Source organism: Galliscardovia ingluviei, from assembly GCF_014635685.1.
Classification (GTDB): Bacteria; Actinomycetota; Actinomycetes; order Actinomycetales; family Bifidobacteriaceae; genus Galliscardovia; species Galliscardovia ingluviei.
The window spans coordinates 77,028-90,780 of sequence record NZ_BMDH01000001.1 but is presented as its reverse complement, the minus strand read 5'-3'; the positions used below and the strand labels follow the sequence as shown (position 1 = coordinate 90,780).

At 45.5% G+C, this 13,753-nt stretch carries 11 protein-coding genes; 1 reads left to right on the top strand and 10 read right to left on the bottom strand.

Features of this window, described 5'->3' with window-relative positions; genetic code table 11:
• Positions 1-119: 119 nt before the first annotated feature.
• The 3 genes from IEU85_RS00435 to IEU85_RS00425 all read right to left on the bottom strand — a co-directional run bounded on the left by IEU85_RS00435 (position 120) and on the right by IEU85_RS00425 (position 4,266).
• A complete protein-coding gene (locus IEU85_RS00435) occupies positions 120-2,255 on the bottom strand; it encodes a beta-galactosidase (RefSeq protein WP_188354948.1) in 2,136 nt (711 codons plus the stop codon).
• 20 nt (positions 2,256-2,275) lie between these two features.
• Positions 2,276-3,259, bottom strand: coding sequence for a carbohydrate ABC transporter permease (locus tag IEU85_RS00430; RefSeq protein ID WP_188354293.1), 984 nt, complete (start codon positions 3,257-3,259; stop codon positions 2,276-2,278).
• Positions 3,260-3,354: 95 nt separating this feature from the next.
• Complete coding sequence (locus IEU85_RS00425; protein WP_188354292.1) at positions 3,355-4,266, bottom strand: carbohydrate ABC transporter permease; 912 nt, start codon at positions 4,264-4,266, stop codon at positions 3,355-3,357.
• Between the two features lie 387 nt (positions 4,267-4,653).
• On the opposite strand from IEU85_RS00425, the gene IEU85_RS00420 reads away from it, so the two are divergent.
• Positions 4,654-5,661 (top strand): LacI family DNA-binding transcriptional regulator, encoded by a 1,008-nt coding sequence (locus IEU85_RS00420; RefSeq protein WP_188354291.1) that lies wholly within the window; start codon positions 4,654-4,656, stop codon positions 5,659-5,661.
• Between the two features lie 117 nt (positions 5,662-5,778).
• Here the strand turns inward: IEU85_RS00420 and IEU85_RS00415 are convergent, their stop codons facing one another.
• The 7 genes from IEU85_RS00415 to IEU85_RS00385 form a co-directional block, all read right to left on the bottom strand.
• Positions 5,779-6,537: a pseudouridine synthase gene (locus tag IEU85_RS00415; RefSeq protein WP_188354290.1), complete on the bottom strand. Its 759-nt coding sequence runs from the start codon at positions 6,535-6,537 to the stop codon at positions 5,779-5,781.
• 60 nt (positions 6,538-6,597) lie between these two features.
• Positions 6,598-8,490: a glutamine--fructose-6-phosphate transaminase (isomerizing) gene (gene glmS / locus IEU85_RS00410; RefSeq protein WP_188354289.1), complete on the bottom strand. Its 1,893-nt coding sequence runs from the start codon at positions 8,488-8,490 to the stop codon at positions 6,598-6,600.
• A gap of 168 nt (positions 8,491-8,658) precedes the next feature.
• Positions 8,659-9,441 (bottom strand): amino acid ABC transporter ATP-binding protein, encoded by a 783-nt coding sequence (locus IEU85_RS00405; protein ID WP_188354288.1) that lies wholly within the window; start codon positions 9,439-9,441, stop codon positions 8,659-8,661.
• A gap of 9 nt (positions 9,442-9,450) precedes the next feature.
• A complete protein-coding gene (locus tag IEU85_RS00400; protein WP_188354287.1) occupies positions 9,451-10,449 on the bottom strand; it encodes an amino acid ABC transporter permease in 999 nt (332 codons plus the stop codon).
• Positions 10,450-10,555: 106 nt separating this feature from the next.
• Complete coding sequence (locus IEU85_RS00395) at positions 10,556-11,449, bottom strand: ABC transporter substrate-binding protein (RefSeq protein WP_188354947.1); 894 nt, start codon at positions 11,447-11,449, stop codon at positions 10,556-10,558.
• A 140-nt stretch (positions 11,450-11,589) separates the two neighbouring features.
• Positions 11,590-12,069, bottom strand: coding sequence for an SsrA-binding protein SmpB (gene smpB / locus IEU85_RS00390; RefSeq protein WP_188354286.1), 480 nt, complete (start codon positions 12,067-12,069; stop codon positions 11,590-11,592).
• Between the two features lie 229 nt (positions 12,070-12,298).
• The gene (locus IEU85_RS00385) at positions 12,299-13,675 is read right to left on the bottom strand and encodes a CHAP domain-containing protein (protein ID WP_188354285.1); all 1,377 of its coding nucleotides are present in this window, start codon (positions 13,673-13,675) and stop codon (positions 12,299-12,301) included.
• Positions 13,676-13,753: the final 78 nt, after the last annotated feature.

Below are 13,753 nucleotides of genomic sequence, written 5' to 3'. Positions count from 1 at the left end.
GTTTAAGTTATACCTATTCAATTATGTGCATGCATTGGCTCTCCTAGATACTGCAAAGCATTAAGAGCAACGCAACCAGAAGAGCCCACCTTATGCCGTATTAAACTGTTATCAAATTGTTATTGAGCAATAACAGCAAAACCATTCGGTGCAAGCTCAAGGTTACTTCCTTGAATCTCACAATTATTACTAATAACAACATGACCGTCAGTAGCAACAGATACTGGTTCAAACACGCGGTTAAACACAAAAGTAAAGCTCTTACCATCTTTTGCTACACGCTTGGTTATCAACAATCTGTTATCAGCAACATTGGAGGAGCGCTGTGTGCCACCGTCTGTTGCTATTGCCAACTGTCCATCAGAACCCGTGTCGGCTAATTCTGGAAGTTCAAAGCCAAGAGCTTCACACACTGCCGGTAGCGAGCGCACTAGTCCTTCACGTCCAAGACGACAACCAATATATGCTGCCTTACCCTGACCAAATTCATGAACAGTGAGCGCAGGTACACCATCCATACCTGTCCAAGGCTTATCAACATAGGTTGCTAATACTTGCGTATCAGGTTCAACTGAGGTGATTACATCAGCCCAATCATGAGCTACTGCCCCATTAGACAGCTGTAAAGACTCAGGGGTGCCATCAAAATCATTGCCCATAGGGGCAAATTCTTCAATACGCACGCCTACCAAATCACGGATTGCGCCAGGATATCCGCCCAGCCACACATGGTCATGCTCATCAACAATGCCTGAAGCATATGTGACCAATACCTTACCGCCAGCCTCAGCATATGCACGCAAGCGGTCTGCCATTGCCTGATCAATCATCATCATACTTGGCACAACTACTGCCTCATACTCTTCCCACTCAAGTGTAGGAGGAACCATATCAGCAGTAACCCCTAAGTCGAGCAGTGCACGGAACCATTGCACTGGTTCATATGCATGGCGCACTTGCTGCGTAGGAGTTGCTGTATGTTCACTTGCAAATTGCGATTGACGATCAAAAAGCACTGCCACACGAGCTCGTTGCAATGTGGTGCCAAGTACACCTGCATCTGCTAGCGTCTGCAAATCAGAGCCGAGCTTGCATACATCCTTAAAGTTCTGTGAATGCTCACCAGCATGACTTACCATCGCAGAGTGATACTTCTCCGCACCAGCCTTTGACTGTCTCCACTGGAAGTAGCATACCGCATCAGCACCCATCGCCACGTGAACCATAGCATCACGTTCAAGCTGACCAGGCTGCTTACGATAGTTAATTGGTCGCCAGTTTACTGCGGCAGTGGAATTCTCCATCAACCACCAAGGATGCTTACGTGCAAAACCATCGCACAGTGATGCAGAATATGCCATCTCATCAAGCATGGCGTCCCCTGGAGTGAAGTAGTGATCGTTAGACAGGAAATCTACTTCACTTGACCAATCGTCATAATCAATATCCACGCCAAAAGCAGAAACCATAAAGTTTGTAGTCAGTGGAATATCTGGCGTAATCTGTGCTAATGCATCGCGTTCGGCAATATAGAAATCCTTTAATGCATCAGAAGAAAAGCGCTTAAAATCAAGCAACTTACCAGGATTAGTGAAATTGCCCTCACCAATAAAGCGCGGGAGAATAATCTGATCAAAATCAGTCATACGCTGCGACCAGAAATTAGTACCCCAAGCATCATTCACATGCTCAATCGTGCCGTACTTGCGCTTACACCATGCGCGGAATGCTTCCTGCGCATCATCCGAATAATCATAAAGATTATGGCATCCATACTCATTAGAAACATGCCATGCCACAACATAAGGATTGTCCTTATAATGCTCGGCCATTGCACGAGACAATTCCAGCGCATAGTGACGCATAATCGGCGATGTTGGACGCCAATGCTGACGAGCACCTGGCCACACAATATCCCCGCGTTCATCACGCCACAAAATCTCAGGATGCTTATTAGTCAGCCATAGCGGAGGGGACGCGGTAGCATTAGCCAAATCTACGGCAATTCCAGCACGACCAAGCTTGTCAATAATACGGTCTAGCCAGCCAAAATTCCAGCGGAACTCAGATGGTTGAATATTCGACCAAGAGAAAATTCCTAATGATACAACATTTACTTTTGCTTGCTGCATTAAGCGAATATCTTCATCCCAAACTTCCTCTGGCCACTGATCCGGGTTGTAATCACCGCCAAACCAGAAGCGTTGTGGCTGATCCTTAAGCGGTTGAGGCCAACGATATGAGCGTGCCATAATATCTCCATTCAACGAATTGACTATTCCTTAACAGCACCTGCTGCCAGGCCAGACTGCCAGTAACGCTGCAAAAGCAGGAACGCAATAACCAAAGGAATAATAGTGATCAGAGAACCGGTAATTACCAGATTTTGAATAGCCGTACCACCAGAAGTGCTCGCCTGATCTTTCCAGTTATTCAAACCAATAGTCAAAGGATACCAATTGGTATCTTTGATCATAATCAATGGCAAAATGTAGTTATTCCAAGTAGCAACAATGGTAAAGAGTGAGCACGTCACAATACCAGGAGCTAGCAATGGCAAAGATACTGTAGTAAAGGTACGCCACTCCCCTGCGCCATCAATACGAGCTGCTTCCAGTAATTCGTTTGGCACAGCCTGATCGGAGAAAATCCACATTAAATACAAACCAAATGGGCTGATTAGACTTGGAATAATCATAGCCCAAGGTGTATTGGTAAGACCCAACTTAGCGAACAGCAGGAACTGTGGCACTGCCAATACAATACCCGGAACGGAAATAGCGCCGATAATAACAGCAAATACAATTTTACGTCCGGGGAAGCGGAACTTAGCCAGAGCATAACCGCCCATAATAGCCAGCAAGGTAGCGCCGCCAGCACCAACAACTACATACAAAATAGTATTGATAAACCAGCGTCCAAAAATACCATCTTGGTAGGTAAACACCTGAACAATATTGTCCCATAATGCAAAGCTATGTCCGCCTACCAGACCGAAGGTCGATACAAAATCAGACTGCGTTTTCGTGGCGTTAATCAGCAAGTAGAAGAATGGGAACAAGCAGTATAGGGCAAAAATACCGCATACTACAGTAAGCAGCGTGCTACGGCGTGGGTTTTGAGGATTTTGGAACCCACTTTTTGCTGCGCGCTTACGTTCTGCCGCCTCGTCCTTATGTAGACGACGTTCGCGTTCCTTTTCTCGACGACGTGCTTGCTTTTCTTGTTCTCGAATTGACATTGTTTGTGATGCACTCATCACACTCACCCCCGATGAAGTCGATGCTTCATATCCTTTCAAGCCTTAATTACGTTGTGTATATAGCGATATGTATGTAGTGATACCAACTCGAATTACTTCATTTGTTCACGCATACTGCGCAGCTGCACTGCATACGCAATAGCCATAGTGATTACTGCCATAACAATAGCGAGCGCAGCCGCATAGTTCGCCTGGTTACCTACGAAGCTCAAGTTGTAGGCGTAGAGATTTGGAGTGTAGTACGTAGAAATAGCATTGCCTGGAACCATGGACTTCATAACGCTTGGTTCGTTGAACAGCTGGAAAGAGCCGATAATAGAGAAGATCACGGTTACCGCGAGACTGCCTCGCAATTCTGGCATCTTAATACGACGCACAATCTGCCATTCTGTTGCACCATCAATAGCAGCAGCTTCATAAAGAGAATGTGGAATAGTGGATAATGCGCTGTAGAAAATCAGCATGTTGTAGCCGACAAATTCCCAAGTCACAATATTGCCGATAGATGCAAGCAATACATTAGGTGCCATCACATCAAGATTAAGACCAAAGGTGCTGTTAATAGAAGCTACTAAACCATAGCGGGCGCCATACATGAAGCCCCAAATCAACGTAGAAACTACTGCTGGAACGGCGTATGGCAAGAAAGTGACAATGCGGAAGAACTTGGTGCCATGCAGTTTCATGGAGTCAAGTGCTAATGCCATCAGTGCAGACAGCGCCAGCATAATAGGAACCTGTACGATAGTGAAGAGCGCTACCCTGCCAACTGATCCCCAGAAATTAGGGTCAGCAAAGAGACGTTGATAATTAGCTAAACCTGCAAAAACAGTGCCACCAATCATGCGTTTTTGGAAGAAGCTAATATAAATGGCGTAGACAATTGGAACAATGAATACGAAGACGAATACCAGTGCGAATGGCCACATGAATTTCCATCCGCGCCAGTCAGCGCGATGACGTTGTTGTATGCCCTGGCGAGCAGTATGTGTTGAAACACCCATCTCAACACCTCTTCCTTGAGTGTGGGTTCCTAGCGCGCAACTCGCTTATTTGAGCTACGCTGCTCAAAAATGTTTACGCAACCATTATAGTGCTTACAACATTTTGTGCAAGTAGACGAACATTTGTGCACAATCTTTGATGGATTATTGGTTATTTTTCGCCACTTTTCGTTTTATTTGTATTTTAATAGCGGCGTGTCGCCATTCAAATATCAATAAAAACTATTGATTTTTCAATAATGGCATCGCAAACAGGCGTGTAATCCATACTATGAACGAAAACTGTTGTAGACTGTGGTCATACGACATACTGGAAACAGTAAAGCAAAGCATAAGCATAGTAGCTATGCTATTGAAGCCTGCTGCACACTCAAAAGAGGACCTGAAATGAGTACAACACCCCGTATCGTATCCATGGCCGACGTCGCCAAAGCAGCAGGAGTATCATCGCAAACTGTCTCCCGCGTATCCAATGGTTCTGATGCAGTACGCCCAGAAACCAAAGCCAAAGTGCTCACCGCTATGGAAGAACTAGGCTACCGACCAAATTTTGCAGCGCGCGCGCTCAAACGTGGCAAATTCAACGCTATCGCTGTTATTCTGTTTGATATTGGTGCTACTGGGAACTTACGTACTTTACAAGGTATTACAACCGTTGCCGCTGAATTAGGATACGTTATCACACTGGTGATGCTGGATTGGAATGAGAAGCCAACACTGGCTCAAGCACTTGAGCGAGTAAAAACCATGCCAGTTGATGGAGCTATCGTAATTTTGGAACACCTAGTGTCTGATTATCATACATTTACACCGCCTCAAGATATGGCAATTACTGTAATCACTACAGAGCCATCAGACAAGTATGCAACAGTTGACTCTGACCAAGCACATATTTCATCAACTATTATGGAGTACTTTTTCAAGAATGGGCATCGCCATATTCATTATGTATCCGGGCCTGCTGATTCAGTTGCTAATACCTACCGAGAGCAAGGCTATACTGCAGCAATGGAGCGCAAGCATCTCCCTATTCCTCCAATTATTCGGGGAAATTGGACTGCAGAAAGTGGCTATGATGCAGGATTGCGCTTAGCTGCAACTCCTGATTGCACTGCCGTGTATGCAGCCAACGACAATATGGCATATGGCGTAATACAAGGCTTACGCGCTGCTGGCAAGCGGGTACCAGAAGATATTAGCGTTATCGGTGTGGATGATTCTTTGCAAGATACTGTTCCGCGGCTTGATCTTACGACTATGCGATTGCATTTTGGACAAGTTGGCAAAGCAGCTGTAGAAACAACAATTGATGCTATAGAACACCCAAACCGACCAATTACGCATAACACAATTCAAGGAACATTGATAATCCGAGGTTCTGTACAGTCAATATAAATATATAACTATATAAGAGATACGTGTATGAGCGATACATACATGAGGGATACGAGCAAAAGCGTATGAGCGATATGAGTACGCGGACTCACGCACACCTATCACTTATGCTTATACTTATGCGTACCAACCCAGAGGAATAGTTGACGTAAATTGGCGTGCAGTACCATCAACAGGATCAGTAAATCTAAGAGTACGCGCTACTAGCTGCAAAGGATGTGAAAAATCATCCACAGAACGCTGCACCACCTGAGGATAGAGCACATCGCCTGCAATTGGCAAACCTAGCGCATTCATATGTACACGTAATTGGTGCGTTTTGCCGGTATAAGGGGTCAGCACATACTTACGCCACACTACCCCTGCCATATCACGTACACATAACGGCGCAGCGTCTGGCAAATCAATCAGCGTTCGCGCATTACATACTCCTGCAACCTCTTGAGCTTGCAATACTCCACGATATTTTTCAATACGAGACATACGCTCTAGTGGAAATACTTCTGGCGCTTCAAGACTGCGCACAACACCATGCTGCGGTCTGCATATCGGCTTCATTGGCGCTAAACAATCATAAGTTTTGTGCACTTGGCGATGTTCAAACATCAACTGATAAGCGCCACGATATTGCGGATCACGCACAAACAACACAATACCAGCGGTGTCACGGTCAAGACGATGCGCTGGGGTAATGTGCGGCTCATCAAATGCATGACGCAAACGCATAAGCGCTGTCGATCGATACCACATACCACGCGGCGTAGTTGGCAAAAAATGCGGTTTATCAATAACAATAATGCGTTCATCAACATACAGTATTGTTCCGGTAAACGGAATAGTTGGCTCTTGACGAACCCACCGATGTGACGAACGCATTAAGACACTCATAACCTAGTAATTATGTATTACTCGTAATGCTACTACTTGTATCACCAGCTACTCTACAGTAACTGACTTTGCTAAATTGCGCGGCTTATCAACATCGTACCCCTTGCTTTGTGCCATATACATAGCAAAAAGCTGCAAAGGAACAACATCTACTAAAGGAGAAAGCAACGTATGGCATTGTGGACGCCAGAATACAATATCCGCGTAGCGTTCCACATCCTTATCGCCTTCTTCTGCCACAGCAATAATAGAAGCGCCACGAGCCTTAACTTCTTCAATACCAGAGATCACTTTGGCATGCAAAATATTGCGTCCCCGCTCAGGAGGCACAATGAAGACCACTGGCTCACCCTCATCTACTAAAGCAATAGGTCCATGTTTAAGCTCACCCGCTGCAAAACCTTCAGTAAAGGTGTACGCAATTTCTTTCAGCTTGAGTGCGCCTTCCATTGCCACAGGATAGCCGACATGGCGCCCTAGGAATAAGAATGACTTTGCATCCACCATCTGTGCCGCCGCACGCTGGACTGTTTGTGTTTGTGTATCTAAAATCCACTGAATTTTCTGCGGCATAGACTGCAATGACTGCAACATCTGGTGAATCTCATCCTTAAACATGGCACCCTTAACCTGCGCCAAGAAAAGCCCCAGCACATATGCGGCAGTAATCTGCGCCACAAAAGCCTTTGTGGATGCCACAGCAACCTCAGGACCTGCATGGGTGTACAGCACTGCATCAGATTCTCGTGGAATACTCGCACCCTGCGTATTGCAAATAGCTAATACACGTGAACCTTGCTCACGGGCGTGACGCAATGCCATTAACGTATCCATAGTTTCACCAGATTGTGAAATCGCCACTACCAGTGTGCGTGGTGTCAAAATTGGATCACGATACCTAAATTCATGTGCCAATTCCACTTCTACTGGAATACGCACCCAATGTTCAATCGCATACTTAGCAACCATGCCTGCATAAGCCGCCGTACCGCAAGCAATAACCACAATCTTGTCAATAGCTTTAATATCATGCTCATCAATACGCACTTCATCAAGATTCAACTCGCCCTGCTCATCTAAGCGGCCAAGCAATGTGCGTTGTACAGCAGATGGATCTTCATGGATTTCCTTATCCATAAAGGAATCCCATCCACCCTTTTCGGCAGCAGAGGCATCCCAATTAACCTCAAATGTTGGGCAGTCATGAATAACATTGCCGTCAAAATCAGTAACTTCCACATTAGTAGCGCTTACGCACACTACTTGATCTTGCCCAATTTCTAAAGCTCGCTTGGTATATGCCACGAATGCAGCCACATCAGAACCGAGGAAGTTCTCGCCATCGCCCAAACCAACAACTAGTGGAGAATCATGGCGAGCGCCGACAATAATATCAGGCTGGCGGCAATCAGTTGCCAAGATAGTAAACGCGCCCGTGAGCATACGAGCAAGACGGCGCACAGCTTTAGATAAGTCAGGCTTACCATCTTGCTCAATAATCGCATCAACAATCTTACCCAAAAGCTTGGCAGCTACCTCAGTATCCGTACTCGATGAAAAATGGTAGCCTTCAGCTTGCAAATCAAGGCGCAGTTGGGAAGCATTTTCAATAATGCCATTGTGAATAATAGCCACTTTCCCATCGGCTGAAGTATGCGGATGCGCATTGCTATCGCTTGGCACGCCATTCGTTGCCCAACGGGTATGACCAATAGCAACCGTAGCCTGTGGCATAGGGTGTTGCTCAATATCACCAACTAAATTTGATAAGCGACCTGCTTTTTTTCGCACAGCTACTTGATTCATACCAGGAGCGCTGAGCGCAACTCCTGCAGAATCATATCCTCGATATTCAAGACGCCCTAAGCCCTGTAAACACACTTCCAAAGGTTTCCCACATGCTGTGTGTACAGAGCCAGCATATCCTACAATTCCACACATAACACCCTAGTGTATTACAAAGTGTAGCGATATGCGCTACGCGAAGCGCATATTCACACCATAGCTACAGCTATAAGGAAGATACAAGGCCTACTACACCTATTACAGCTACACTTGCAACTATCGCTACATAACTACTGCTAATACTATTGCTACTGACCTTACCAGCTAGAGTACATGCTGCAAAAACTCTTGGAAACGCGGCTGGGTTGGATGATCAATAATATCGGCAGAACCACGCTCTACCACCACACCGTCAGCCATAAACACTACTTGGTCTGCTACTTCACGAGCAAACCCGATTTCATGAGTAACAATAACCATAGTCATGCCCTCACGAGCCAGCTGCTTCATAACAGCAAGCACTTCCCCGACAAGCTCAGGATCGAGTGCAGAAGTCGGCTCATCAAACAGCATAATCTTAGGGTGCATAGCAAGAGCACGCGCAATAGCCACACGCTGCTGCTGACCACCCGAAAGCTCTACAGGATAATGATCCAGTCTGTCAGCCAAACCTACTCGAGTTAACTGCTCAATAGCCTCTTGTTTAGCCTGTGCTTTAGGAATATGCGCTACATGCACTGGAGCTTCCATCACATTCTCAAGAGCCGTCATATGAGGAAACAGGTTAAAGCGCTGGAACACCATACCTAACTGCGCACGCTGACGGGCAATAGCTTTATCATCCAGCGTCTGCAACACTTGACGCCCTTGATGTATCACTTTGCGGTATCCCATAAGTTCACCATTGACCTCTAAACTACCGCCAGTCAAAGTTTCCAACTGATTAATTAAGCGCAATAGTGTAGATTTACCTGATCCAGAAGGACCTAAAATAACTGTTACGCTACCTGGCATTACCGTTAAATCAACGCCTTTTAAGACATGCAATGAACCAAAGGCCTTATGCACTTGATGCATTGCAACTGCTGGTATTTGCTGAGTATTCATTGTCCCGCCTTACGCATTAAGCCCTGCAAATGTTACGTTATTTTTGTGCACAATCTCATCTTGAGAATCATCAGCCTTTGAAGAGGCATCTACTGGATGCTTAGCACGCGCACCAATAGGTCGCACATCAAAACCTTTACCAAAATGCTGCTCCAGCCTAGCCTGAATAACCATCAAAATAGAAGTAATAAGCAGATACCAGAAGCATGCCACAATCAGCAAAGGAATAGGCTTATAAATACGGTTTGCAATGGCATCAGTAGCAAATTGCAATTCTAAAGTAAAAGGCACAGCAAGTACTAATGACGTGGTTTTCAGCATACTAATAGCTTCATTGCCTGTAGGAGGAATAATAATACGCATAGCCTGAGGCAAAACCACGCGGCGCAGAATTAACGATCTAGGCATACCCAAAGCCTGAGCTGCCTCACTTTGCCCCTTATCGACAGCATCAAGACCAGCACGCACAATCTCACTTAAATAAGCAGCCTCATTTAACGACAACCCGATCCATGCTGCATTAAATGCAGTAATAACATCGGCAGAGTCAATACTCCAAAATGTAATATCAGTAAAAGGAATTCCAAGAGAAATGCGCGGAATCAACACGGCAAACAGCCCCCAAAACACCAACTGTGTATACACTGGTGTGCCACGGAAAAACCAGATAAAGAACCAGCTAACTGCCCTGAGCACAATATTGCTAGATTGGCGCATAATAGCAAGAATCACTGCCAGCACTAAAGCCACTACCATAGCAATAACCGTCAGCAGCAACGTGTAGCCAATGCCAGAAAGCACGTTTTCGTTAAATAAATACTTCCAGACGATATTCCATTCAAACCGCGGATTGGTAGCCACACCCCACAGTAAGGCAGCAGCAAGTATCACAACAATAACACCTGCTACAACGGGACCTGCTTTGCGCACTGGAAGCGCTTCAATTCGATTGTCAATATTGAGCTCGTCTATTGGCGAGTTTTGCTGTGCAGTTTTTAACCGTGCCATTATTCACCTTACATGCTCGCGTGTGTCTTTGCTCTGTATATGTTTGAGTTTTCTATTGGAAGCTAGTTATAAAAGTTAGTGCTGCTTAATTACTATAATCATGCAATCACTCTTGAGGATTAATAAGCGCCTGATGCTCTGCACCATCGTCAGCACCCCACATATGCAATATCTTTTGATAATCACCACTATCCATCAACCATTGCATAGCTTGCTGGATTGCCTCAACAGTCTGCTCATCACCTTTAGTAATAGCAATACCGTGGTGTGCGACCCCAATATCTTGACCGAGAGATTCAAGGGCATCCCCAGTTTGACTCATAGCATATCCTGCAACAGGTGAGTCTGCATAAAATGCGTCGATTTTACCAGTCATAACTGCCGTAGTAACTGTTGCTTGCTGCTTAAAAGACATAACCTCAATATCAGGTTTATCTTGTGCTTCACATTGTTCACTAGCAGTTAGTAGGTGTTGTTCTTCAATAGTGCCCGTCTGCACACCAATTTTTCGACCACACAGTTGATCACGATTGACACGCTCTGGATTGCCCTTACGCACTACAAATTTTTCACCAGCCTTGAAATAGCTGACAAAATCTACTGTTTCTATACGCTCTGGAGTAATAGAAAATGCTGACATACCAATATCAAATTTAGAGCCAATAGAAGGAATAATAGAGTCAAAAGAAGCATTAACAAACTGAGCCTTGAGCCCAAGCACCTGTGCCATAGCACGAGATAAATCTACATCATAACCAACTGGCGTTTGCCCATCGCTCGCAAGAAACTCCGCTGGCGCATATGAAGCATTCATACCAACAGAAAGCTTGCCATCACGTGCCACTGATTCAGGAACTAATCGCGCAATATCATCTACACGGCTAATATGTGAAACATCATATGCTCGGAAACTCGACTCATCTACAGTACCGCACGAACTTAATGCTACAACACATACGATGCTTAACAGACTTGCACACATTGCTCGCCCTGTACGCATCAGAGATTTTAGCCAATGCCTTCTTGTTGTCACTCGTCCTCCTCAATAGTTCCTATGCCATATTGGAGTATTGACACTACATTGCTATGCTGATGTTCAAATACTGGAATATGTGGGATTGAACATACCTGACGAATACACTAGCGCCGATTTACCGCACGCATAGCACGCAGTGCATCGCGCTTATCTTGCTCTTCACGCAAAGCCTGACGCTTATCATATTCGCGCTTACCTTTAGCTACTGCAATCTCAACTTTCACTCTGCCATCTTTGAAATACAAACTCAAAGGAACAATCGTGTAGCCTTTTGCTTCAATAGCACGTGACATTTTGAGAATTTCCTGAGCTTGAAGTAAGAGTTTACGCTTACGCTTCGGACTATGATTCGTCCATGTGCCATTGAGGTATTCTGGAATATTGGCGCCTTCAAGCCACACTTCCCCGCGCTTATCAATAGAGACAAAGCTCTCACTCAATGACGCACGTCCCATACGTAAGGATTTAACCTCTGTACCCCATAGTGAGATGCCTGCTTCGTAGCGATCTTCAATTGTGTAATCATGGCGTGCTTTACGATTTTGTGCGATAAGCACTATTCCTGTACTTGTATCTTTTGCCATTGCTCCCGATTTCTACCATGTACGCAGTCCTAGCTGCACGTCTTTTAGTACTTTTGCAACACTCGTATAACCTGTATGTATCATACACTCAGTGTGCAGTTCTGTACAAAACTTCTTCGTACACCTCAACTAGAAATTCTCTATGCCACCAAGCTATGTCATAGAAAAAACCGCTGACCGAAGCCAGCGGTAACAAAACACGTACTGTATTGCGCACTACAAGAGAACTTTAGTAGTGCACGTATTCGTAGGCTCCAGTATTGTAAATTGTCTGATATGCAGGGAATGTCGCAAATCCAGTACCACCTTGAGAAATCAGTACTGAACCGTCAGCATTCACACGCTCGACAACGGCAACATGCCCATACGTTGGGTCAGCTGCCCAAGATCCAGTCCACTGTCCACGTGCAAATACCATAACGGCACCGACATGTGGTGTTCTATTGACAACATATCCGAGTCTACGTGCAGTATTAGCCCAGTCAGCACCATTGCCCATATAGGAACCTACTGGAAGCCCAAGCTGAGAGCGTCGAATATATGCCCACAGTGTGCACTGTCGTTCCGGATAAGCACTACCGCCAACAGTATTACCAGTTGCGTGACCGTAGCAGAATCCTGCACCTTCTGGACATTGACCAGGGACGCCATAATTCATACCACTAGCCGAACCATAGTTGGTACCGCCGGTATTAGATGATGATCCGCCACCATTACCAATCTGCTGCTTACCGCCACTCGATGCATCTGCTTGTCCGCCAAGATGCTGCTGATTCCAAGAATCAATCTCAGCCTGCATAGAAACAATTGCCGCTGCTTCCTGCGCTGCTTGAGTTTTTAATTCTCCTTGCTGAGATTCCAAATCCTTGCGTCGCTGCTCACTTTGTGTACGCAGTGCGTCCAGCTCACTCTTTTTCTGCGCTGCGTCATCGGCAGCTTGCTGGGCTTGAGCTGCCTGCTGTTCAGCCTGATCTTTCAACTGTGCGATTTGACGTTCAATAGCATCCAAACGATCTTTGCGATTCATCTGCAAATTCTGCTCATTTGCTGCATCATTAGCAACACTAGCTTCTGAACGACTTAGCGCAGCCTGAGATTGCATAGAATTGATAAAATCATCAGTATCTGCAGACCCTGTAGCAATACTCAAAATATTGCCTGCTTGCGAGCTATGGAAACTATCGCGCGCGATCTGCGCTACCGCAGCATGCGCATCATCATAGTCTGCACCAGTTTGCTTAATTTGTTCTTCCAACGTGGCTTTATCTTGTTGTGCAGCCTTCAAGCGTTCCGTTGCAGCTTGAGCAGCATCTTTAGCCTGCTGTGCCTGCTGATTAGCATTATCTAACGCCTGTTGGGCTGCAGGAATCTGATTTGATGTTAAATCATCAAGTTCAATAATTTTTTGAGCCAGCTCAGCATTAACCCCAGCAAGTTGCGCTTTCAAGTCAGCATGATGTGCCTTAGTTTGCTGTAGTTGCGACCAAGAAACAGCTGAGGCGGTTTGTGTAACACCTAACTGTGCAACAGCAAGAGTGAGACCTAACCCTAGTGCTAACAGTGCACCAATGGCCCTTCGAGTCCACACCTGTCCTGTGCTTCGCATTCCGTCTCCTTACGTTGTGACAAACACTATCTGTAACTATAGCGTATTTATGTCGCTTTGCCTACACCCCATATTGAT

Bases quoted from the DNA above. Each gene is read 5' to 3' on its own strand.
- IEU85_RS00430 (WP_188354293.1), bottom strand. From the start codon at position 3,259: ATGAGTGCATCACAAACAATGTCAATTCGAGAACAAGAAAAGCAAGCA.
- IEU85_RS00425 (WP_188354292.1), bottom strand. From the start codon at position 4,266: ATGGGTGTTTCAACACATACTGCTCGCCAGGGCATACAACAACGTCAT.
- IEU85_RS00420 (WP_188354291.1), top strand. From the start codon at position 4,654: ATGAGTACAACACCCCGTATCGTATCCATGGCCGACGTCGCCAAAGCA.
- IEU85_RS00415 (WP_188354290.1), bottom strand. From the start codon at position 6,537: ATGCGTTCGTCACATCGGTGGGTTCGTCAAGAGCCAACTATTCCGTTT.
- glmS (WP_188354289.1), bottom strand. From the start codon at position 8,490: ATGTGTGGAATTGTAGGATATGCTGGCTCTGTACACACAGCATGTGGG.
- IEU85_RS00405 (WP_188354288.1), bottom strand. From the start codon at position 9,441: ATGAATACTCAGCAAATACCAGCAGTTGCAATGCATCAAGTGCATAAG.
- IEU85_RS00400 (WP_188354287.1), bottom strand. From the start codon at position 10,449: ATGGCACGGTTAAAAACTGCACAGCAAAACTCGCCAATAGACGAGCTC.
- IEU85_RS00395 (WP_188354947.1), bottom strand. From the start codon at position 11,449: ATGCGTACAGGGCGAGCAATGTGTGCAAGTCTGTTAAGCATCGTATGT.
- smpB (WP_188354286.1), bottom strand. From the start codon at position 12,069: ATGGCAAAAGATACAAGTACAGGAATAGTGCTTATCGCACAAAATCGT.
- IEU85_RS00385 (WP_188354285.1), bottom strand. From the start codon at position 13,675: ATGCGAAGCACAGGACAGGTGTGGACTCGAAGGGCCATTGGTGCACTG.